This window comes from Pseudomonas sp. Q1 (genome assembly GCF_009935975.1).
Lineage (GTDB): Bacteria > Pseudomonadota > Gammaproteobacteria > Pseudomonadales > Pseudomonadaceae > Aquipseudomonas > Aquipseudomonas palleroniana.
In genome coordinates, this window is sequence record NZ_QODI01000005.1 from 1 (window position 1) to 21,413 (window position 21,413).

The 21,413-nt window shown below is 59.6% G+C and carries 19 protein-coding genes; 17 read left to right on the top strand and 2 right to left on the bottom strand.

Annotation, left to right across the window (positions count from 1 at the left end; all coding sequences use genetic code 11):
- Positions 1–172 precede the first annotated feature (172 nt).
- Together DK870_RS09115 and DK870_RS09120 are read right to left on the bottom strand one after the other, a co-directional pair.
- Entirely contained in the window at positions 173–1,393 is a 1,221-nt protein-coding gene (locus DK870_RS09115) for a CaiB/BaiF CoA-transferase family protein (RefSeq protein ID WP_090367684.1), read from the bottom strand.
- A gap of 12 nt (positions 1,394–1,405) precedes the next feature.
- Positions 1,406–2,587, bottom strand: coding sequence for an acyl-CoA dehydrogenase (locus DK870_RS09120; RefSeq protein WP_090367687.1), 1,182 nt, complete (start codon positions 2,585–2,587; stop codon positions 1,406–1,408).
- Between the two features lie 157 nt (positions 2,588–2,744).
- Between DK870_RS09120 and DK870_RS09125 the strand changes: the two genes are divergently transcribed.
- The 17 genes from DK870_RS09125 to DK870_RS09205 all read left to right on the top strand — a co-directional run bounded on the left by DK870_RS09125 (position 2,745) and on the right by DK870_RS09205 (position 21,412).
- Positions 2,745–3,644, top strand: a complete 900-nt coding sequence (locus DK870_RS09125) for a LysR family transcriptional regulator (RefSeq protein ID WP_060756463.1) — start codon at positions 2,745–2,747, stop codon at positions 3,642–3,644.
- A gap of 453 nt (positions 3,645–4,097) precedes the next feature.
- The gene (locus DK870_RS09130; protein ID WP_060756464.1) at positions 4,098–5,219 is read left to right on the top strand and encodes a Re/Si-specific NAD(P)(+) transhydrogenase subunit alpha; all 1,122 of its coding nucleotides are present in this window, start codon (positions 4,098–4,100) and stop codon (positions 5,217–5,219) included.
- 15 nt (positions 5,220–5,234) lie between these two features.
- The gene (locus tag DK870_RS09135) at positions 5,235–5,555 is read left to right on the top strand and encodes an NAD(P) transhydrogenase subunit alpha (protein WP_025854291.1); all 321 of its coding nucleotides are present in this window, start codon (positions 5,235–5,237) and stop codon (positions 5,553–5,555) included.
- Positions 5,555–6,991: an NAD(P)(+) transhydrogenase (Re/Si-specific) subunit beta gene (locus DK870_RS09140; RefSeq protein ID WP_060756465.1), complete on the top strand. Its 1,437-nt coding sequence runs from the start codon at positions 5,555–5,557 to the stop codon at positions 6,989–6,991. The genes DK870_RS09135 and DK870_RS09140 overlap by 1 nt, the downstream gene beginning before the upstream one ends.
- Positions 6,992–7,171: 180 nt before the next feature.
- Positions 7,172–8,665 (top strand): acetyl-CoA hydrolase/transferase family protein, encoded by a 1,494-nt coding sequence (locus tag DK870_RS09145; RefSeq protein ID WP_060756466.1) that lies wholly within the window; start codon positions 7,172–7,174, stop codon positions 8,663–8,665.
- A gap of 318 nt (positions 8,666–8,983) precedes the next feature.
- A complete protein-coding gene (locus DK870_RS09150) occupies positions 8,984–9,199 on the top strand; it encodes a DUF1127 domain-containing protein (RefSeq protein WP_003170833.1) in 216 nt (71 codons plus the stop codon).
- Positions 9,200–9,528: 329 nt separating this feature from the next.
- Positions 9,529–9,849 (top strand): DUF2388 domain-containing protein, encoded by a 321-nt coding sequence (locus DK870_RS09155; protein ID WP_060756467.1) that lies wholly within the window; start codon positions 9,529–9,531, stop codon positions 9,847–9,849.
- Between the two features lie 105 nt (positions 9,850–9,954).
- Positions 9,955–10,260, top strand: a complete 306-nt coding sequence (locus DK870_RS09160; RefSeq protein ID WP_161548489.1) for a DUF2388 domain-containing protein — start codon at positions 9,955–9,957, stop codon at positions 10,258–10,260.
- 26 nt (positions 10,261–10,286) lie between these two features.
- Complete coding sequence (locus tag DK870_RS09165; RefSeq protein WP_060756468.1) at positions 10,287–10,607, top strand: DUF2388 domain-containing protein; 321 nt, start codon at positions 10,287–10,289, stop codon at positions 10,605–10,607.
- Positions 10,604–12,565, top strand: a complete 1,962-nt coding sequence (locus tag DK870_RS09170) for a DUF4105 domain-containing protein (protein ID WP_161548490.1) — start codon at positions 10,604–10,606, stop codon at positions 12,563–12,565. The genes DK870_RS09165 and DK870_RS09170 overlap by 4 nt, the downstream gene beginning before the upstream one ends.
- A 289-nt stretch (positions 12,566–12,854) precedes the next feature.
- Positions 12,855–14,162: a CitMHS family transporter gene (locus DK870_RS09175; protein ID WP_060756470.1), complete on the top strand. Its 1,308-nt coding sequence runs from the start codon at positions 12,855–12,857 to the stop codon at positions 14,160–14,162.
- A gap of 64 nt (positions 14,163–14,226) precedes the next feature.
- Positions 14,227–14,994 (top strand): TerC family protein, encoded by a 768-nt coding sequence (locus DK870_RS09180; RefSeq protein WP_060756471.1) that lies wholly within the window; start codon positions 14,227–14,229, stop codon positions 14,992–14,994.
- Positions 14,995–15,206: 212 nt separating this feature from the next.
- Complete coding sequence (locus DK870_RS09185) at positions 15,207–16,865, top strand: Na/Pi cotransporter family protein (RefSeq protein WP_060756472.1); 1,659 nt, start codon at positions 15,207–15,209, stop codon at positions 16,863–16,865.
- 58 nt (positions 16,866–16,923) lie between these two features.
- Positions 16,924–18,309, top strand: a complete 1,386-nt coding sequence (locus tag DK870_RS09190) for a pitrilysin family protein (RefSeq protein ID WP_161548491.1) — start codon at positions 16,924–16,926, stop codon at positions 18,307–18,309.
- 68 nt (positions 18,310–18,377) lie between these two features.
- Entirely contained in the window at positions 18,378–19,409 is a 1,032-nt protein-coding gene (locus tag DK870_RS09195) for a DUF5924 family protein (protein ID WP_060756474.1), read from the top strand.
- 54 nt (positions 19,410–19,463) lie between these two features.
- Positions 19,464–20,612, top strand: a complete 1,149-nt coding sequence (locus DK870_RS09200; RefSeq protein ID WP_060756475.1) for an ABC transporter permease — start codon at positions 19,464–19,466, stop codon at positions 20,610–20,612.
- A complete protein-coding gene (locus DK870_RS09205; protein ID WP_060756476.1) occupies positions 20,609–21,412 on the top strand; it encodes an ABC transporter ATP-binding protein in 804 nt (267 codons plus the stop codon). The genes DK870_RS09200 and DK870_RS09205 overlap by 4 nt, the downstream gene beginning before the upstream one ends.
- Position 21,413 lies beyond the last annotated feature (1 nt).

A 21,413-nucleotide genomic window follows, 5' to 3' on the forward strand; every position in this document is an offset into this window, starting at 1 on the left:
CGTAACTTCTTGTTTACCAAGGAGTTTTCAGTTTCGACTGCGCCGGAAGTGGGGCGAATTATAGACAGATATAATTCGCCGTCAACCATTAATTCTTCTTTCCTATCAAACAGTTGCCTTTGTTCAAAAAACAACCAGGCCGCTCCAGCGCCTTCTATATAGAAGACCGCTTTCAGATTACTCCTGCCTCTCTTAAAGCAGCGACACTGGCCGGCATCAATCCCAGAACGTCTTGCAGCACCTTGACGGTATGCTCACCTAATAGAGGAGGCGCACTCCGATACTCCACTGGAGTCTTGGACAACCTGATCGGGCTGGCAACCTGAGGTACCACCCCCGCCAAGCCATGGGGTAGCGTCATCGCCAAGCCACGCGCCCTGACCTGAGGGTCGGCGAACACCTGCGCCAAATCATTGATCGGCCCACACGGCACGCCCACTTGCTCCAACTGTGACACCCACTCAGCCGTCGTCTTGAAGACCGTAGCCTGGCGAATCAACGGAATCAGCTCTGCACGGTTGGCCACTCGCGCCTTATTGGTTGCAAAGCGCGGGTCATCTGCCCACATCGGCCGGCCGGCCACTTCAGCGAACTTACGAAATTGACCGTCGTTACCCACCGTCAATATGAAGTCACCATCAGCCGTGGGGAAATCCTGATAGGGCACGATATTCGGATGCGCATTACCAAGACGCTTTGGCGGCACTCCCGTCGTCAGGTAATTCATGGCTTGGTTAGCCAGACATGCCACCTGCACATCCAACAGAGCCATATCGATATGCTGGCCACCACCATCATGATCCCGATGAGCCAGCGCGGCGAGGATCGCCACGGTCGAGTAAAGCCCCGTCAGGATGTCGGTCAACGCCACGCCAACCTTCACCGGCCCAGCCCCATCATCACCCTCGGGTCGACCGGTCAGACTCATGAGTCCGCCCAGCCCCTGAATCATAAAGTCGTAACCGGGACGCGTCGCATAAGGCCCCGTCTGGCCGAAGCCCGTTATCGAGCAATAGATCAGCTCCGGATTGAGCTCCTTGAGCGACTCATAATCCAGCCCATAGGCTGCCAGCCCACCCACCTTGAAGTTCTCGATCAGGATGTCGGACTTGGCCGCCAGGTCGCGTACCAGTTTCTGCCCCTCTGGCCGCGTGAAATCGATGGTCACCGACTCCTTGTTACGATTCGCCGACAGATAATACGCCGCCTCGCTGGTGCTCTCGCCATCAGCGTCCTTGAGGAACGGCGGACCCCATGCTCGCGTATCGTCGCCCACACCTGGCCGCTCGACCTTGATGACTTCCGCCCCAAGGTCCGCGAGAATCTGCCCGGACCATGGCCCCGCCAATACTCGCGATAAATCCAGCACCCTCAGGTGCGAAAGCGCGCCCATGCCGTGCTCCTATTAATAGAAGGCCTGAAGACCGGTTTGTGCACGCCCCAGGATCAGGGCATGCACGTCATGAGTACCTTCGTAGGTATTCACCACCTCCAGGTTGACCAAGTGACGCGCGACGCCGAACTCATCGGAGATACCGTTACCCCCCAGCATGTCCCGCGCCATACGCGCGATATCCAGGGACTTGCCACACGAGTTGCGCTTCATGATCGAGGTAATCTCAACCGCGGCCGTACCCTCATCCTTCATGCGCCCCAGACGCAGGCAGCCTTGCAGGGCGAGAGTGATCTCGGTTTGCATGTCGGCCAGCTTCTTCTGGATCAGTTGGGTCGCCGCCAAAGGACGGCCGAACTGCTGACGATCGAGGGTGTATTGACGGGCGGTATGCCAGCAAAATTCAGCTGCACCCAACGCCCCCCAGGAAATACCGTAACGCGCAGAGTTGAGGCAGGTGAACGGCCCTTTCAAACCTCGCACATCCGGGAAGATATTCTCTTGCGGCACAAACACGTTATCCATGACGATCTCGCCAGTGATGGAAGCACGCAACCCAACCTTGCCATGAATCGCCGGAGCGCTCAGACCTTTCCAGCCTTTCTCCAAGACAAAACCACGGATATCACCGGCATCGTCCTTGCCCCACACCACAAACACATCGGCGATGGGGCTATTGGTGATCCACATTTTGGCGCCCGTCAGGCTGTAGCCACCCTCCACCTTGCGCGCGCGGGTAATCATTGCGCCCGGGTCAGACCCATGATTGGGTTCGGTCAGGCCAAAACAGCCAATCCATTCGCCAGAGGCCAATTTCGGCAGGTACTTCTGCTTCTGCGCCTCAGTACCAAATTCATTGATCGGCACCATGACCAATGACGACTGCACACTCATCATCGAACGATAGCCGGAATCTACGCGCTCCACTTCACGCGCAATCAGCCCATAGCTGACGTAGTTCAAACCACTGCCACCGTACTGTTCGGGAATCATCGCCCCCAGCAGGCCGGTTTCCCCCATTTCGCGGAAGATCGCAGGGTCGGTTTTTTCATGGCGGAAAGCTTCGAGGACACGCGGCGCCAGCTTGTCCTGGGCAAATTGCTCAGCGCTGTCACGCACCATGCGCTCTTCTTCGGTGAGCTGTTGATCCAACAACAGCGGATCGATCCAGTTGAAGCTTGCCTTGCCAGCCATGAATAAGTCCTCGCGCAAAGAATCAGAAGTCGTGGATGGAGCCTAGGCCGAGCAAACGCAGAGGGCAAACGAGGTTTCCTCATAGGGTTGTGCTAATTTCTCACTTCGAAATCGCCAAGAACCACACACACGCGCTTTATAAGTGAGCACACCGTACATGCGCAGAAAAATCCCCAGTACCACCGCCCTCGTCAGTTTCGAAGCGGCGGCCCGCCACGAGAGCTTTACCAAGGCGGCGCATGAGCTTTCCATTACCCAGGGCGCCATCTGTCGACAGATCGCCAGTCTTGAAGAGTTTTTAAGTGTCGAGCTGTTTCGGCGCTCGCGGCGCGGGGTAAAGCTGACGGAAGCAGGGCTGTCCTATAGCCGTCGCGTCGCCATGCAATTGGATGCCGTGGAACGCGACACCTTGTCGGTCATGGGGCAGCAGGGCACTAATGTCATCGAACTGGCCGTAGTCCCTACTTTCGGCACTCAATGGCTGATCCCACGGCTCAAGGATTTTCAACGCCAGCACCCGGAAGTCACGGTCAACCTGACCAACCGCACGCGCCCCTTTCTGTTCGCCGACACCGAGTTCGATGCCGCAATCTACTTTGGCGATGCCGACTGGTCCGGCACCGAATCCCATCGACTGATGGGTGAAAACCCGGTTCCCGTGTGCAGCCCGCGCTTACTGGGTACCCACACTCACTTCAGCCCTCAGCAGATCGCAGAACTGCCGCTGCTGCAGCAAACCACTCGACCCTATGCCTGGCGCCAATGGTTCAACGCGCAACACTTGAACATACCCCGCGACATGACAGGCCCCCGTTACGAGCTATTCTCGATGCTGTCCCAGGCAGCCATGCATGACATGGGCATCGCCCTGATTCCACCCTTTCTCATCCAACGCGAGCTGGATGAGAGGCAGTTGGTGATTGCCAACGCCAAGGCACTGAGCAGCTCGAAGGCTTACTACCTGATGATTCCCGAGCGAAAAGTCGAATCAGCGTCATTGCACGCATTCAGGGATTGGCTGATCGATCAATCACAACGCTACATCCCAAGCATTTAAAGGGGAAATCCCGGATTATTGACCGTGTAGTCAAATAAATTTTAATCCTACAGATATACGTATATGTCGCATTTAAGCAGACTGTACTGATTGATAAAAAATGAGGCCAAAAGCCACAATCTACATGGCCTGTAGCGACTTAAAACGGCCAATACGCGACCATTCACAGCAACGATGCAAAAAAACCAAAAAAACATCTTAATACCTTTAAACACCTGTATTTAAAGAGGTTATTCCAGTGCATTGCGACAATCAGTCACAGGGTGACTTGTAGTTAATTTTTCGTCACCCGTCATAATCTCTTGAAGGCCGTAAAGTTCGCCTGCAAAATGCCGCGCCCCGCTGTCATTTCAGCGGGATCGTGCTGATCGGCCGCCCCAGATGCGCCACTCGCGGTGCACTGGCCTTTTTACAAAAAGATCAAAAGCAAAAAGATCATGCAGGAGATTTGACGTGCACATTGGTGTTCCTCTCGAAACCCAGACCGGTGAAACGCGGGTGGCTGCCACCCCGGAAACCATCAAGAAGCTGATCGGCCAGGGCCATAAGGTCACTGTGCAAAGCGGAGCGGGCGTCAAAGCCAGCATCGTCGACAGTGCCTATGAAACGGCAGGCGCAACCATTGGCAGTGCCAACGATGCATTGGGTGCCGAGCTGATTCTCAAGGTGGTTGCCCCCAGCGACAGCGAACTGGCGCTGATCAAAAGCGGTACCGTATTGGTGGGCATGCTCAATCCGTTCAGCAACGAAACCATCGCCAAGCTGGCCGAGCACGGCATCACTGCATTCGCACTCGAAGCCGCTCCACGCACGTCGCGGGCCCAGAGCCTGGATGTGCTGTCCTCCCAGGCCAACATTGCCGGCTATAAAGCCGTGTTGCTCGCCGCTCACCACTACCCACGCTTCATGCCGATGCTGATGACCGCCGCAGGCACCGTTAAAGCTGCCCGTGTACTGATCCTGGGTGCCGGGGTTGCCGGTCTCCAGGCTATCGCGACAGCGAAACGTCTGGGTGCAGTGATCGAAGCTTCCGACGTGCGCCCGGCCGTCAAAGAGCAGATCGAATCCCTCGGCGCCAAGTTCGTCGACGTTCCGTACGAAACCGATGAAGAGCGCGAATGCGCCGTCGGTGTCGGTGGTTACGCACGCCCGATGCCGAGCAGCTGGATGCAGCGCCAGGCCCTGGCAGTGCACGAACGCGCCAAGCAGGCTGACATCATCATCACCACGGCGTTGATTCCAGGCCGCAAGGCACCGACTCTGCTGAGCGCAGAAACGGTTGCACAAATGAAGCCGGGGTCAGTGGTCATCGACCTCGCGGCCGCCCAAGGCGGCAACTGCCCGCTGACCGTGGCTGACCAGGTGGTGGTGGAAAACGGCGTCATCATTTGCGGCCCAACCAACCTGGCCGGTGCCGTCGCCGCGGACGCGTCTGCCTTGTATGCGCGCAACCTGCTGGACTTCCTGAAGCTGGTCTTCACCAAGGAAGGGCAGTTTGAAATCAACCTCGAAGACGACATCGTCGCCGCGTGCCTGATGTGCCGCGACGGCCAAGTCATCCGCAAAAACGCCTAAGCAGGGACTCAGACGATGGAAGAGCTTATCTCCCCCGGTATCTACAACCTGATCATCTTTGTGCTGGCCATTTATGTCGGTTATCACGTGGTCTGGAACGTTACCCCCGCACTGCACACGCCATTGATGGCCGTGACCAACGCTATTTCCGCAATTGTCATCGTCGGCGCCATGCTGGCCGCGGCACTCACCGTGACGCCACTGGGCAAGACCATGGGCACCCTGGCTGTCGCCCTGGCGGCGGTCAACGTATTCGGCGGCTTCCTGGTCACTCGCAGGATGCTGGAGATGTTCAAGAAGAAAGCGCCCAAAGTTAAAGAAGAGGTGCAGAAGTAATGAGTATGAACCTGGTAACGACGCTCTACCTGATCGCGTCGATCTGCTTCATCCAGGCCCTCAAAGGCCTGTCGCACCCCACCACCTCGCGACGTGGCAACCTGTTCGGCATGCTCGGCATGGCGCTGGCTGTACTCACCACCGTAGGCCTCATCTATAAGCTCGGCGCGGAGCTGGCCACCGCCGGTATCGGCTACGTGATTGTCGGCCTGCTGATCGGCGGCACGGCCGGCTCGATCATGGCCAAGCGCGTAGAAATGACCAAGATGCCGGAGCTGGTAGCCTTCATGCACAGCATGATCGGCCTGGCAGCCGTGTTCATCGCGATTGCCGCCGTGGTCGAGCCGCAATCCCTGGGTATCGTCAAACACCTGGGCGACTCGATCCCTGCCGGCAACCGCCTGGAGCTGTTCCTCGGTGCCGCCATCGGTGCGATTACCTTCTCAGGCTCAGTGATCGCGTTCGGCAAACTGTCGGGCAAGTACAAGTTCCGCCTGTTCCAGGGCGCACCCGTACAGTTCGGCGGCCAGCACAAGCTGAACCTGGTGCTCGGCCTCGCAACATTGGGCCTGGGCCTGGCGTTCATGTTCACGGGCAACCTCACAGCGTTCGCGCTGATGCTGGCCCTGGCCTTCGTGCTCGGCGTGCTGATCATCATCCCGATTGGCGGCGCCGACATGCCCGTCGTCGTATCGATGCTCAACAGCTATTCCGGCTGGGCGGCGGCGGGTATCGGCTTCTCGCTGAACAACTCGATGCTGATCATTGCCGGCTCCCTGGTAGGCTCCAGCGGCGCGATCCTGTCGTACATCATGTGCAAGGCAATGAACCGCTCCTTCTTTAATGTATTGCTGGGTGGTTTCGGCAATACCTCGGACGCCGGCGCGGCGACCGGTTCCAAGGAAGCGCGCCCAGTGAAGTCGGGCTCGGCCGACGACGCGACGTTCCTGCTGACCAACGCCGACACCGTGATCATCGTGCCGGGCTATGGCCTCGCGGTGGCTCGGGCGCAACACGCGCTCAAGGAGCTGACCGAGAAGCTGACCCACCACGGCGTCACCGTGAAGTACGCGATCCACCCCGTGGCAGGTCGGATGCCAGGGCACATGAACGTGCTGCTCGCCGAGGCCGAAGTGCCTTACGACCAAGTGTTCGAGATGGAAGACATCAACTCTGAATTCGGCCAGGCCGATGTGGTGCTGGTGTTGGGCGCCAACGACGTGGTCAACCCAGCCGCCAAGAACGACCCGAACTCACCGATCGCCGGCATGCCGATCCTCGAAGCGTTCAAGGCCAAGACGATCATCGTCAACAAACGTTCGATGGCCAGCGGTTATGCCGGCCTGGATAACGAGTTGTTCTACCTGGACAAGACCATGATGGTCTTCGGCGACGCCAAGAAGGTCATCGAAGATATGGTCAAGGCCGTCGAATAACACTGCGCCAGCGCAATACCCAAAACCCTGGCCTCCGGTAGGCTGGGGTTTTTTATTGGCCTGATGAAACCCGACCAAAGGCTCTAAATCGCTGCCCGGCATTCGACCATGGTAGCGGGCCGAATTTTTTTGAAATCACTAAACTGCGCACCTTGCTTCCGTAGCCTGAGATAACCATTCATGTACCGTGATCGTATCCGCTTGCCTTCGCTGTTGAATAAGGTCATGAGCCCGGCCGACGCCGCCGCACTGATCGAGGACGGCATGACCGTCGGCATGAGCGGCTTCACCCGTGCCGGTGAAGCCAAGGCCGTTCCGCATGCACTGGCGGAACGCGCCAAGACCTCTCCACTGAAAATCACCCTGATGACCGGCGCCAGCCTGGGCAACGACCTGGACAAACAGCTGACCGAAGCCGGCGTGCTGTCCCGTCGCATGCCATTCCAGGTCGACAGCACCCTACGCAAGGCGATTAACGCCGGCGAAGTGATGTTTATCGACCAGCATTTGTCGGAAACGGTCGAGCAACTGCGCAACAACCAACTCAAGTTGCCGGACATCGCGGTGATCGAAGCCGTGGCGATTACCGAACAAGGGCACATCGTACCGACCACCTCCGTGGGCAACTCGGCCAGCTTTGCGATATTCGCCAAGCAGGTCATCGTCGAGATCAACCTGGCGCACAACCCGAACCTGGAAGGGCTGCACGACATCTATATCCCGACTTACCGGCCGACGCGCACACCGATTCCGCTGGTCAAAGTCGACGACCGCATCGGCAGCACTGCAATTCCGATCCCACCGGAAAAAATCGTCGCCATTGTGATCACCAACCAGGCCGACTCAGCCTCAACCGTGACGCCGCCCGACAGCGACACGCAGGGCATCGCCAATCACCTGATCAACTTCCTCAAGCAGGAAGTGGACGCTGGGCGCATGACCAACAAACTGGGTCCGCTGCAGGCCGGTATCGGCAATATCGCCAACGCAGTGATGTGCGGCCTGATCGAATCGCCGTTCGAAGAACTGACCATGTACTCGGAAGTGTTGCAGGATTCGACGTTCGACCTGATCGACGCCGGCAAGCTGAGTTTTGCATCCGGCAGCTCGATCACGCTGTCGGAACGGCGCAATGCCGATGTATTCGGCAACCTGGAACACTATAAAGACAAGCTGGTACTGCGCCCGCAGGAGATCTCCAACCATCCGGAGGTGGTGCGCCGCCTGGGCATTATCGGTATCAATACCGCGCTGGAATTCGACATCTACGGCAACGTCAACTCCACCCACGTCTGCGGTACGCGGATGATGAACGGCATCGGCGGCTCCGGGGATTTCGCCCGCAACGCACACCTGGCGATCTTTGTGACCAAGTCGATAGCCAAGGGCGGCGCGATTTCCAGCGTGGTACCGATGGTCAGCCATGTGGACCACACCGAACATGATGTCGACATCCTAGTAACCGAAGTCGGCCTGGCCGACCTGCGCGGCCTCGCGCCGCGGGAACGGGCCCGCGTGATCATCGACAACTGCGTGCACCCGGCCTACCGCGATGCGCTCAACCGCTACTTCGACGCGGCCTGTGCAATCGGTGGGCATACTCCACACATCCTGCGCGAAGCACTGAGTTGGCACATCAATCTGGAAGAAACCGGGCATATGCTCAAGGCTTGATTGGTACAGATCCGGGCTGATGCAAATACAGTTTCATCAGCTCGGCAGGTCAAACCACACATCCGTAAAAAACTGTACTGCTGTACCGGTCTTTTCCTACCGAATTATCCTACTCCCTTCACCGAAAATGCCTATTTCGCACCGTTTCAGTGCGGACAGGTACAGTTGCCCCATTTCCGTACAGTACAGCACCTATAAACAGTTAACTGGCCTCTCACAATACAGGTGAACTGTATCTAGAGAGTCTTGCGCGAGAGGAGGATCATTGGCATCAGTTAAACCACTACCTAATCCCGCCACAAGCGGAAGGATGTCATCATGGAACGTACACTCAGTTCCGAACTGTTCTTCGAAGAAAAAGCTGTAAACTCCCAGGCTTCCCTGCCTTTGCGCGTTCTCGCCAACCTGATGTTGTGGCAGCGCCGCATCTCCAGCCGCCACCAACTGGCTCGTCTGGATTCGCGTCTGCTGGCTGACGCCGGTATCAGCGAAGCTCAACGCTACGAAGAGCTGAGCAAGCCGTTCTGGCGCTAATTGGCGCCCGCTGGCCCTGACCCGCCGGGTCCACCGCCAGCACCCTGATTTGTCAAAGCAAAGCCCGCCCCGGGAAACCGGAGGCGGGCTTTGCTGTTTATGGGCGCCGAATCAGCGGCCTGGTTTACGTGGACTAGTACAGTTTTATAAAATCTAAAAACTACCAGTACAATTAAATTGCAGGCTTCCGAACGGACAGACGACGGCTTAATATCCACCACCACGTGGCGAACTTTGTAGAACAGACGTCTGATGCCCAATAGCACCCATGTCCGTTTCACAGTGGCCGCTCTGCGCCGCATTATTTGTCTATCTACAGGAGTTAACCCATGTCCCGTCTCCGCCTGCTGAGTGCTGCTGCCCTGTTGGCCATCACTGCCAACGCCAACGCGAGCAGCCTCATCGTGACCACTGACTCGATCGTCGGTGCGCTCAAAGCCACTTCCGATGCCAGCTCCGATGCAACCTCCTCCTTGCGTGACCACAAGGTGGTACAAGCCGCCCGTGACGACGCCGCCAGCTTCGTCGCCAGCGAAGGCGCCATCCGTGGCGTGAAACTGGAAAGCGCCCTGGCTCACATCCGCCAACAAGCGCCACAGTTGAATACCGCGACTGATGCGCAGTTGGCCCAGGCAATCCTGGCAATCTGATCGCAGATGAAATTCCGGGAGCGCCGCCGCTCCCGGACGCATCGCCGCTGGCTCTCGCCCGGGCATTGCGCTAGCCTTGGCGCTCGCTTTCAGTTGTCGAGACCCATGGCATTTTCATACCGCCTGTTGTTTGTTCCTGTATTGATTTGCGCCTGCTGGTCACCACTGGCATCAGCCTTTGATGTGTCCACCCAGAGCACCGTCATCAGTGCCTATGCCACCAGCAAGGTGACATCAGCGCCCTTTGACAGAAAAAGAATACTGGCCGCCCGGGACGCTGCCGCGTATATAGCCACAGACGGCCAATGGCGGGGCGCCCGACTGGAATCCGCACTGGATTACCTGCGCCGTACCCAGCCAAAACTTAACGCCAGCGACCTTGAACTGGCGCAAGCAATTCTCGTCCAATAGTCATCTTTGTATTCTGGAGTTAGTCCATGCGTAGCCCGCTGATCGCCGCCGCTCTCGGCCTGCTGTTGTTGGCCGATGTCGCCCACGCGCAAACCCTGAAAGCCACCAGTAACATCATCGTACGTGCTTCGGCCCGCACGATTGATTTCACTTCGGACACCACCACCTCCATCCGCGATTCCAAAATCGTGCGTGAAGCCCACGATGATGCAGCCAGTTTCGTCGCCTCCAATGGCGAGATCCGCGGCGCCCAACTGGAAGCTGCTTTCGACACCCTGCGAACTCGCGTACCTGAAGCCCGCGATGCCAGTGACCAGACTCTCGCTGAAGCCATCCTCGCACTGTGAGGCGCGTCGCCGCCTGGCTACTGGCCTGGGCTGTGCTGCTGTGTGCAGGTACCGCCCAGGCCAGCCTGCAACTGCGGCTCATAACCGAGGGTTTGAGCCCGGCCGAACAGCAGGCCAGCCAGGCGTTGCTCGATGAAGCGATGCGCTCCCTGCCGCCGCGCTTTATCGAGCAGTTGGACCGGCGCATCGATGTCGGCTGGACCGACAAGATGCCGGAAAACGCCTACGGCCAGGCTTCTCTGGTGTCCGAGCTGGACCTCAACCGGAACCTGCTCGCCAGCCTGACCGATGGCAGCGCCGCCACCCAGAAAACCAATCGCCCCCACGGCACCGTGCGCCGGGAAATGCTCGCCACTGTGCTGCATGAACTGACCCATATCTACGATCGTGCACGCCTGTGGTCCAAAGACGACCGCGCTCTGATCAATCGCTGCAGCCGCCAGAACAACATCACCGGCCTGATCGGCCTGCCCGATCAATGCCGGGGTCAGAATGACCGCCGCTTTACCCTCAGCGACGACCCACGCCTGCTCGACCTTGCCGGCTGGCCGCAATACGTCGGCCGCCGCGGTGAGCGCGAGCAACACAACCATCAAGTTGCGCGCAGCCCGGATCTCTACGAAACCACCAGCCCACTGGAGTTCGTAGCGGTCAACATGGAGTATTTTCTCCTCGACCCCAGCTACGCCTGCCGCCGCCCTGCGCTGTTTCGCTACTACAAGGAACACTTCGGCTGGGCACCACCTGAGCAGGACACCTGCGCCAAGACCTACGCGTTCCTGAATGCCGGCAACGACTTTGCCAAGACGCCGCTGGGTCAGATCGACCCCGAGCGCGTCTACGAAATCGACTACCTGTTGGCCGAAGCCAACCAGAACCTGGTGAGCCGCTGGGGCCACAGCATGTTGCGCCTGGTGATCTGCGCACCGGGCCGCCCGCGCGGCCCGGACTGTCGCCTGGACCTCGACCAGCACCTGGTGCTGTCGTACCGCGCTTTCGTGGGTGACGTGCAACTGTCGAGCTGGGATGGCCTGGTCGGCAAATACCCGTCGCGATTGTTCGTACTGCCGCTGGCCCAGGTGATCGATGAGTACACCAAGACGGAACTGCGCGGCCTGGCCTCGGTGCCACTGAAGCTCAACCGCCAGGAGATCACCGACACCGTCGAGCACGCCGCCGAAATGCACTGGAGCTACGACGGCAACTACTTCTTCATCTCCAACAACTGCGCGGTGGAAAGTCTGAAACTGTTGCGCAGCGGCAGCGCCAATCCACAACTGACCGGCCTGGATAACATCACCCCCAACGGCTTGCTGGAAGTACTCAGCGCCCGCGGCCTGGCCGATACCAGCGTACTTGACGACAAACGCGAGGCATTGCGCCTGGGCTATCACTTCGACTCGTTCCGCGAACGCTATCAGGCAATGTTTGATGTGCTGCGCAAACGCCTGCCAATCCAGCAGACCCAGGTTGAAGATTGGCTGTCCCTGAGTGCGGCCGAGCGACGACAGTGGTTCAGCCAGGCCGACTTACGCACCAGCGCCGCCCTGCTACTGCTGGAACAAGCCAGCTATCGCAGACAACTGATGCTGGCCCAGGACGAAGTCAAGCAACGCTACCTCAACGCCCGCGAGCTGAAAAACGGTGGCATGGAACAAGCCAACAACACCCTGCAGCAAATCCTCGCCAACAGTGGCTTCCTCAGCCGTCCGGCTGAACTGCTGGGCAGCGGTGGCTACGGCCTGCCGCAACCGTCGGAGTCCAAACGCCTGGAATCGGAAAGCGCCGAGCGCCAGAAGCAATTGCAGTCGTTGACCGGCGATCTGGATAAAGAGGTCAGGGCGCTGCTGGACCCTTCCCGTGCCGACGAGATTGCCGCCTGCGAAGCCAACCTCAAGCAAATGGGCGAGCATCTGCGCCAACTGCACAAGGCCGCCGGCGGCCTCGAACTGCCCTGAAAAATCACTGCCAAACACCGTCCAAATGTGGGATCTACATAAATTCATAGACCGCGCATCTGTCCACCACCACCTGTTTACTCAGCGAAAGCTGGTTGAAAGGTTTCAAGTCTAGGATCGCCCCACTGTCGGCAACAGACCGACTGTTAACAACAACAATGGTGATTCCCGATGTCCGTCCGTACCCGCCTGTTCAGCCCTACTCCCCCCGTACGCCTCGTGCTTTTCGTTCTGCGCTGACCCCACCCGGTTCGCCATTCCCTAGCCGCGCTACGCCTGGAGTTTCCCTATGCTGACTTTCCTTGGCTTTGCCATGGTCATTACGTTCATGTTCCTGATCATGACCAAGCGCCTGTCCGCGCTGATCGCCTTGATCATCGTACCGATCCTGTTCGCCTTGTTTGGTGGCTTTGCACCGGAGATAGGCCCGATGATGCTCGCGGGCATCACCAAGCTTGCGCCGACCGGCGTGATGCTGATGTTCGCCATTCTCTATTTTGCCCTGATGATCGACTCCGGCCTGTTCGACCCGGCCGTGCGCAAGATCCTCAAGATGGTCAAGGGCGACCCACTGAAAGTCTCGGTCGGCACCGCCGTCCTGGCCCTGGTGGTGTCCCTCGATGGTGACGGCGCCACCACTTACATGATTTGCGTGGCCGCCATGCTGCCGTTGTACCAGCGCATCGGCATGAGCCCGCGAATCATGGCCGGCTTGATCATCCTCGCCGGTGGCGTGATGAACATGACGCCTTGGGGCGGCCCGACCGCACGCGCCGCCAGCGCACTGCATGTGGACCCCTCGGACATCTTCGTGCCGATGATCCCGGCCATGGCCGCTGGTGTGGTTGCCATCCTGGTGATTGCCTACCTGTACGGCAAGCGTGAGCGTGCCCGCTTGGGTGAGCTGCACCTGCAGGGCGATGAAATCGACCACAGCGAGATCAGCGTCTCGCAATACCCGGACGCCCGCCGTCCAAAGTTGATCTGGTTCAACGGCGCGCTGACCTTCGCCCTGATGTGCACCCTGATCGCAGGCCTGCTGCCGCTGCCGGTGCTGTTCATGGTGGCGTTCAGTATCGCCATGATCGTCAACTACCCGTGCCTGCAACAGCAGAAGGACCGCGTCGCGGCCCACGCAGGGAGTGTGCTGGCGGTCGTCGGGCTGATCTTCGCCGCCGGTATCTTCACCGGCATCCTGTCCGGCACCGGCATGGTCGACGCCATGTCCAAGAGCCTGCTGGCGGTCATCCCGGATGCGCTGGGCCCTTACCTGGCGGTGATCACCGCTTTGGTGAGCATGCCGTTTACCTTCTTCATGTCCAACGATGCGTTCTACTACGGCGTACTGCCAGTACTCGCCGAAGCCGCCAGCCACTACGGCATCACCGCCGTGGAAATGGCCCGCGCCTCCATCGTTGGCCAACCCGTGCACTTGCTGAGCCCGCTGGTACCCTCGACCTACCTGCTGGTGGCCCTGGCCGGCATCGAGTTTGGCGATCACCAGCGCTTCACCCTCAAGTGGGCAGTGCTGGTGTGCCTGTGCATAATGTTCGCCGCGTTGCTGATGGGGATTTTTCCGCTGTTCAGCACTCTATAACCGTAACAACCCCACCGCGCGGCGCGACAGCCGCGCGGTTTAACACTCGCTCAAAGGAATACACATGGAATGGCTGACCAATCCGGAAATCTGGATTGCCTTCTTCACCCTGACGGCCCTCGAGATCGTCCTGGGTATCGATAACATCATCATGATTTCGATCCTGGTCAGCCGCATGCCCAAGCATATGCAGGCCCGCACCCGGATCTTCGGCCTGGCCCTGGCCATGGTCACGCGAATCCTGTTGCTGCTGTCGATCACCTGGGTGATGCAACTCACCGCCGATCTGTTCGTGGTGTTTGGCCAAGGCATTTCCGGTCGCGACCTGATCCTGTTCTTCGGTGGCTTGTTCCTGTTGTGGAAAAGCTCCCAGGAGATGTACCACGCGCTCGAAGGCGAAGACGAAACTCACGACGAGCCCAAGGGTGCCGGTGGCAAGTTCATCTACACCATTATCCAGATCGCGATCATCGACATCGTGTTCTCCCTGGATTCGGTGATCACCGCCGTCGGCATGGTGTCCCATGTGCCGGTCATGGTGGCCGCGATCATCGTCGCCGTACTGGTGATGATGATGGCCGCCGGCACCATCAGCGAATTCATCGACAAGCACCCGTCGCTGAAAATGCTGGCGCTGTCGTTCCTGCTGGTGGTGGGTACGGTGCTGATCGCCGAATCCTTCGACGTGCACGTGCCAAAAGGCTACGTCTACTTCGCCATGGCGTTCTCGCTCGCGGTGGAAGCGATCAACATCAAGATGCGCACCGCCATCGCGAAAAAGAAGAAACAGCAGGAGCCGGTGAAACTGCGCAAGGACATTCCGGGTCAATAACCCGAGCCAGACAAAAAAAGAGGCTTTTTAAGCCTCTTTTTTTTCATCCACGAAAAGTCGATTTCATGACAGTTTTATTTCAAACCTCACTTTAGCTATGCGATGCTGGCGCAGAGCCCATTCGCCAACTACAGCTTAACTACAAGACGTAGAACGGTACGCGGCAACTTTCCTTCGCTCTTTTTGGAGCGCACCTATACGGGGGGCCGAGCATGCTGACCTTGCTCAATCTGCTTTCCGCCGTGACCCTGCTGATCTGGGGCACGCACATCGTCCGTACCGGCATCTTGCGGGTCTACGGTTCCAACTTGCGCCAAGTCATCGGGCAGAACATGTCCAAACGCTGGTTGGCGTTTGTCGCCGGGATCCTGGTGACGGCCATGGTGCAGAGCAGTAACGCCACGGCCATGCTGGTGACTTCGTTTGTCGGCCAGGGCTTGATGGGGTTGATGCCCGCCCTGGCAACCATGCTCGGCGCCGACGTCGGTACAGCGTTGATGGCGCGGGTGCTGACGTTCGATTTGTCCTGGCTTTCGCCGCTGTTGATTTTTCTCGGGGTGATTTTCTTCCTGTCGCGCAAACAGACGCGGGCAGGGCAGATGGGCCGTGTCGGCATCGGCCTGGGCCTGATCATTCTGGCGCTGCAATTGATTGTCGAAGCCGCCGGGCCGATTACCCATGCCCAGGGCGTCAAAGTCATCTTTGCCTCGCTGACCGGCGATATCTTGCTCGATGCCCTGGTCGGCGCCCTGTTCGCGATGATTTCCTACTCCAGCCTGGCCGCTGTGCTGCTGACCGCGACCCTGGCCGGTGCCGGGGTGATCGGCCTGCACGTGGCCATCGGCCTGGTGATCGGTGCCAACATCGGCAGCGGCGTGCTGGCCTTCCTCAGCACCAACATGCAGAACGCCGCCGGACGCCAGGTGGCCCTGGGCAGCCTGTTGTACAAACTGATCGGCTTGTTGCTGATCATTCCGATACTCGACCCCCTCGTACGCTGGATGGACGGTTTGGACTTCAGCACCCAGGGCATGGTCATCACCTTCCATCTGCTCTACAACGTCAGCCGCTGCTTGATCCTGCTGCCCAGCATCGGCCCGATGGCCCGTCTCTGCGCCTGGCTGCTGCCGGAACAACCGGAGACCAATGGCAAAGCCAAGCCGCGCCATCTGGACCCGGCCGCCCTGGATACACCCAGCCTGGCCCTGGCCAACGCCGCCCGCGAAACCCTGCGCCTGGGCGACCTGATCGACAACATGCTCACCGCCATGCAAGAAGTGCTGCGCGGCAAACAGACCGCCATCACCCAGGAAATGCGCAGCCTCAGCGATGACGTCGAGGCGCTCTACAGCGCAATCAAGCTGTACCTCGCGCAAATGCCCCGCGAAGACCTCAGTGAACACGACAGCCGCCGCTGGGCCGAGATCATCGAGTTGTCGATCAACTTGAAACTGGCCGGCGACCTGATCGAACGCATGCTGCGCAAAGTCCAGCAGCAGAAAACCTCCCAGCGCCGGCAGTTTTCCGAAGTGGGCCTGGAAGAACTCACCGGCCTGCACGGCCAGTTAATCGCCAACCTGCGCCTGGGGCTGTCGGTATTCCTCAGCGCCGACCCGGAAAGTGCCCGGCAATTGCTGCGCGAGAAGCGCCGCTTTCGTGCCCAGGAACGGCGCTTGGCTCACGCCCATGTCAGCCGCCTGCAACGCAAGATCGTACAAAGCCTGGAGACCAGTTCCCTGCACCTGGAACTGATTGCCGACATGAAGCGCCTCAACTCGCTGTTTTGCAGCAGCGCTTATGTGGTGCTGGAAACCTCTGACACCGGTGCGCTCTCCACTGAAGATATTGCCGACATCACCCATTCGCCCTGAACGTACGATGGCGCGTGAAGTCAGTTAACAGTGGACCTCACCCGCCGGGAAGTTTGTTATGCGTCGCCTGTTATTCGCCTGCCTGCTCATGGGTTCGGCATATACCTTTGCCTTTGACCGCCTGCACGTCGAGGGCTACACCTTGCCCAACGGCCTGCAACTGCTGCTCAAGCCGGGCACCGAGCGCGGGCACGTGGCCATCCGCCTGGTGGTCGGTGTCGGCCTGGATGACTTCGGTTGTGAGGACAAAGAACTGCCGCACCTGCTCGAACATGTGCTCTTCAGCGGCATCGACGGCGCAGGCGAGGGTGACCTCGAAGACCGTATGCAAGCCTTGGGCGGCGAATGGAATGCCTATACCAGCAACGCCGACACCACCTTTGTGATCGAGGCGCCGGCACAAAACCAGCGCAAGGTGCTGGACCTGCTGCTGGCCATCATTACCCGCACCGAACTCACCGACGCGCACATCAATGCGGCCAAGCAAGTGGTCGAACGCGAAGACGGAGGCCATTACTCGCACCTGCAACGCTTGCTCGACCGCCAGGACCTGGGCCACAGCGCCAGCAATCAACTGGCTGTCGAACTGGGACTCAAATGCGCCGAACGGGCTCAGGTCAACCACCTGACCCGCAATCAGTTGGAGGCGCTGCGCAAAAATTGGTATGCCCCCAACAACATGACACTGATCGTCGTCGGCGAGCTCGACAAGGTACTGCCGGCTTATCTGGAACGCACCTATGGTCAACTTGAGCCGGTGGAGCCGAGCGAGCATCGGCCGCTGCCGGAGATCCAGCACGCCGCCGCCAGCCACCGTGACTTGATCCACGGCTGGCTCGGTAACGGCGCCAAGTTGCACTGGCTGTTCCCGGAACCGGTGCTGGACGACCAGCACGATGAAACCTACGACCTGCTCAAGGACTACCTCGACTGGGCGTTGTACCGCCAACTGCGCCTCAAGCACGGTTTGTCCTATGGCCCCTGGAGTGAGCGCGAAGTGCTCGGCGGCGTAGGTTTCCTGAGCCTGAATGCCGACCTTGAGCGGGGCGACCTCGGCGAAGCGGAACAGGTACTGCAAGACCTCAAGACGCAATTGCTCAAGAACGGCCTCGACCCGGCCACTTTCAGCCGCCTGCAACAAGCCGCCATCGCGCGCCAAGCCTGGGCCGTGCAGGGCAACAGCGAGTTGGCCGACTATTACTGGCGCGCATCGGGCGACTACGCCGACGGACACTTCAGCGACCCGGTCAAACGCATCAAGGCGGTTAACCTTGAGCAAACCAACCAGGCCATGCGCCAAGTCTTCAACCAGCCGGGCTATTGGCGCATCGAAAAGCCGCTATTGAGCTATGACGCCCTGACGTGGGTCGGTGCCGGCGTGCTGGGACTGATCGCCATGCTATTGATTGGCCTCAGGCTTTATCGCAAACGGATCACGCAATGAAGCACCGCACACCAGGCTAAGACGTTATTCTGTCCGGCGATTTTTCCTACTCCGACTGTGAACCGCCCATGCCAAACCTGCCGCCCCTTATCCAGCGAATCCTGGAGCTGATCAAGCGCTACCCCGGGGTGATCGCACTCGGCGGTTTTATCTCGGGCGTGTGCAGCTTCATTCTGGTGGATCGCCAGCAAGGCATGGCCAGTTGGATCGCGGTGATCATGCTAGTGAGCTGGCTGTGGCTGATGCTGGAGAACAGCTTTACCCAACTGTTTGCCAAAGTCTTCAACCGGGAAATCCCCGAGCCCCTGTTGCGCTACGCCACCCAGATGATCCATCAGGAGAGTCTGTTTTTTGTGTTGCCGTTTTTCTTTGTCACCACCACATGGAACAGCGGCCAATCGATCTTCACCGGTTTACTCGGCGCAGCGGCACTGGTGTCGATCACCGACCCGCTGTACTACAAGTGGCTGGCGCCCAAGCGCTCGCTGTTCCTCGCACTGCACACCTTGACCCTGTTCGCCGCGCTGCTCACTGCGCTGCCAATCATCCTGCACCTGACCACCGCCGAAAGTTACAAATTGGCCCTGGGCGTGGCCATGGCACTGTCGATCCCAAGCCTGGCCGCAAGCCTGCCGCTGCGCAGCGTCAAAGGCTGGGCGATGCTGCTGGGGGTGACGGCGGCCATTGGTTGCGCCGGCTGGTTCCTGCGCACCTGGGTGCCGCCGGCCACGTTGTGGATGACCGAGGTGGCTATCAGCACCCAACTGCAAGATCGCACGCCCGGCGATGACCTCAAGGAGGTCAACGCCGCCCAACTGCGCAGCGACGGGCTATACGCCTATACCGCGATCAACGCGCCGCGCGGCTTGGATGAGCGGATCTATCATGTGTGGAAATTCAATGGCAAAGAGGTTGATCGCATTGCCCTGGATATCCACGGCGGGCGCAAGGAAGGCTATCGCGCCTGGACCCATAAGCAGAACTTCCCGGCGGATTCGGTGGGCCGCTGGCAAGTGCGCGTGCTGACCGAAGACGGGCAAGTCATCGGCGTGTTGCGCTTCAAAGTCACTGACACCGCACAAACGGACAACCCGAAGTAGGGCGGATCGTGCTATTACGTAGCAATTGTGGATAACCAGACAAGCTCGGAGCTTATGACCACCAGTACGACGGCCGGCGCAGCCCACCTCGATACGTCCACCACTCCGCCGTTACTCAGGATTACGGGGGACTGGACGCTTGCCCACTACGCCCACCTGAAAAAGCTGTCGAACACGCTCGACGGCCAATACGACGCCGGTGCCCACATCGACCTCAATGGCCTCGGCACTTTGGATACCGCCGGCGCATCGCTGCTGGTGGAACTGCTGGGCCCGGACCGTATCGAGCACTCCGCCGAGCGAGCCGATTGCAGCCTGTCCGCCGCCGACCGCGCCTTGCTCAAGACCGTCTACCACTCGTTGAATGATTTCTGCGTGCCGCTCAAGGAACCCGAAGAAGCCACCGGCATTCAACTGCTGGCCCGCATCGGCCGAGCGGTAGACACGGTGTGGCAGGACGCGATGAAACTGCTGGGTTTTATCGGCCTGATCCTCGAAACCTTCGCCCGTGGCATTTTGCGCCCCAAACGCTGGCGCCTGACGCCCATGGTGGCGCATATCGAACAAACCGGCCTCGACGCCGCGCCCATTGTGGCCCTGCTGACGTTTCTGGTGGGTGCCGTGGTGGCGTTCCTTGGGGCCACGGTGCTCAAAAGTTTCGGCGCGACGATATTTACCGTGGACCTGGTAGCCTTCTCATTTCTGCGCGAATTCGGCGTACTGCTCACCGCGATCCTGATCGCCGGCCGCACCGCCAGCGCCTTCACCGCGCAAATCGGCTCGATGAAGGCCAACGAAGAAATCGACGCCATCCGCACCCTGGGCCTGGACCCGATGGAACTGCTGGTCCTGCCTCGTGTGTTGGCGCTCTTGGTGGCGCTGCCGATGCTGACCTTTCTGGCGATGCTCTCGGGGATCATCGGTGGCGGCGTCGTGTGTGCGGTGGCGCTGGATATCTCGCCGGCGATGTTTCTCTCGCTGCTGCAATCGGACATCGGTGTGCAGCACTTTCTGGTGGGCATGGTGAAGGCACCGATCTTCGCCTTCCTGATCGCCGCCATCGGTTGCCTGGAAGGCTTCAAGGTCAGTGGCAGCGCCGAGTCGGTCGGCGCCCACACCACCTCCAGCGTGGTGCAATCGATTTTTGTAGTGATCGTGCTGGATGCGGTCGCGGCGATGTTCTTCATGGAGATGGGCTGGTGAGTCGTCTACACCGTGCGCCCACTGAGGCGGTCATTGAAGTACGCGGGCTGTGCAACCGCTTCGGCAGCCAGAGCGTGCACGAGAACCTCGACCTGGATCTGTATAAAGGCGAGATCCTTGCGGTGGTCGGTGGCTCCGGCAGCGGTAAGTCGGTGCTGTTGCGCAGCATCGTCGGCCTGCGCCGGCCCAACGAAGGCGAGGTGCGCGTGTTCGGCAAGAACCTGCCGAACCTGTCGGAACATGAACGCTCGCTGGTGGAACGGCGCTTTGGCGTGCTGTTCCAGAAGGGCGCGCTGTTTTCTTCGCTGACCGTCACCGAAAATGTCGCCCTGCCATTGATCGAACACGCCGGCCTCAGCCGCGCCGACGCCGAGCATCTGGCGGCGGTCAAACTGGCGCTGGCCGGGCTGCCGCTGTCGGCGGCCGACAAGTACCCGGCGTCGCTGTCCGGCGGCATGATCAAGCGCGCAGCCCTGGCCCGAGCGCTGGCGCTGGACCCGGACATCCTGTTTCTCGATGAACCCACCGCCGGCCTCGATCCGATCGGCGCGGCGCAATTCGACCAGTTGATCCTGACCCTGCGCGATGCCCTGGGCTTGAGCGTGTTCCTGGTCACCCACGACCTCGACACGCTATACACCATCACCGACCGCGTCGCGGTGCTGGCTCAGAAAAAAGTGCTGGTGGCGGACGCCATCGATATCGTCTCGGAAACGGACGACGCCTGGATTCACGAATATTTCCACGGCCCCCGTGGCCGCGCGGCGTTGGATGCCGCTCAATCGCTCAACGAGGTATGAC

What these genes read in the sequence shown, in the direction of transcription:
- DK870_RS09190 (WP_161548491.1), top strand. Translation starts at nt 16,924, where the DNA reads ATGCGTCGCCTGTTATTCGCCTGCCTGCTCATGGGTTCGGCATATACC.
- DK870_RS09185 (WP_060756472.1), top strand. Translation starts at nt 15,207, where the DNA reads ATGCTGACCTTGCTCAATCTGCTTTCCGCCGTGACCCTGCTGATCTGG.
- DK870_RS09125 (WP_060756463.1), top strand. Translation starts at nt 2,745, where the DNA reads ATGCGCAGAAAAATCCCCAGTACCACCGCCCTCGTCAGTTTCGAAGCG.
- DK870_RS09155 (WP_060756467.1), top strand. Translation starts at nt 9,529, where the DNA reads ATGTCCCGTCTCCGCCTGCTGAGTGCTGCTGCCCTGTTGGCCATCACT.
- DK870_RS09200 (WP_060756475.1), top strand. Translation starts at nt 19,464, where the DNA reads ATGACCACCAGTACGACGGCCGGCGCAGCCCACCTCGATACGTCCACC.
- DK870_RS09180 (WP_060756471.1), top strand. Translation starts at nt 14,227, where the DNA reads ATGGAATGGCTGACCAATCCGGAAATCTGGATTGCCTTCTTCACCCTG.
- DK870_RS09160 (WP_161548489.1), top strand. Translation starts at nt 9,955, where the DNA reads ATGGCATTTTCATACCGCCTGTTGTTTGTTCCTGTATTGATTTGCGCC.
- DK870_RS09150 (WP_003170833.1), top strand. Translation starts at nt 8,984, where the DNA reads ATGGAACGTACACTCAGTTCCGAACTGTTCTTCGAAGAAAAAGCTGTA.
- DK870_RS09165 (WP_060756468.1), top strand. Translation starts at nt 10,287, where the DNA reads ATGCGTAGCCCGCTGATCGCCGCCGCTCTCGGCCTGCTGTTGTTGGCC.
- DK870_RS09120 (WP_090367687.1), bottom strand. Translation starts at nt 2,587, where the DNA reads ATGGCTGGCAAGGCAAGCTTCAACTGGATCGATCCGCTGTTGTTGGAT.
- DK870_RS09195 (WP_060756474.1), top strand. Translation starts at nt 18,378, where the DNA reads ATGCCAAACCTGCCGCCCCTTATCCAGCGAATCCTGGAGCTGATCAAG.
- DK870_RS09145 (WP_060756466.1), top strand. Translation starts at nt 7,172, where the DNA reads ATGTACCGTGATCGTATCCGCTTGCCTTCGCTGTTGAATAAGGTCATG.
- DK870_RS09140 (WP_060756465.1), top strand. Translation starts at nt 5,555, where the DNA reads ATGAGTATGAACCTGGTAACGACGCTCTACCTGATCGCGTCGATCTGC.
- DK870_RS09135 (WP_025854291.1), top strand. Translation starts at nt 5,235, where the DNA reads ATGGAAGAGCTTATCTCCCCCGGTATCTACAACCTGATCATCTTTGTG.
- DK870_RS09175 (WP_060756470.1), top strand. Translation starts at nt 12,855, where the DNA reads ATGCTGACTTTCCTTGGCTTTGCCATGGTCATTACGTTCATGTTCCTG.
- DK870_RS09115 (WP_090367684.1), bottom strand. Translation starts at nt 1,393, where the DNA reads ATGGGCGCGCTTTCGCACCTGAGGGTGCTGGATTTATCGCGAGTATTG.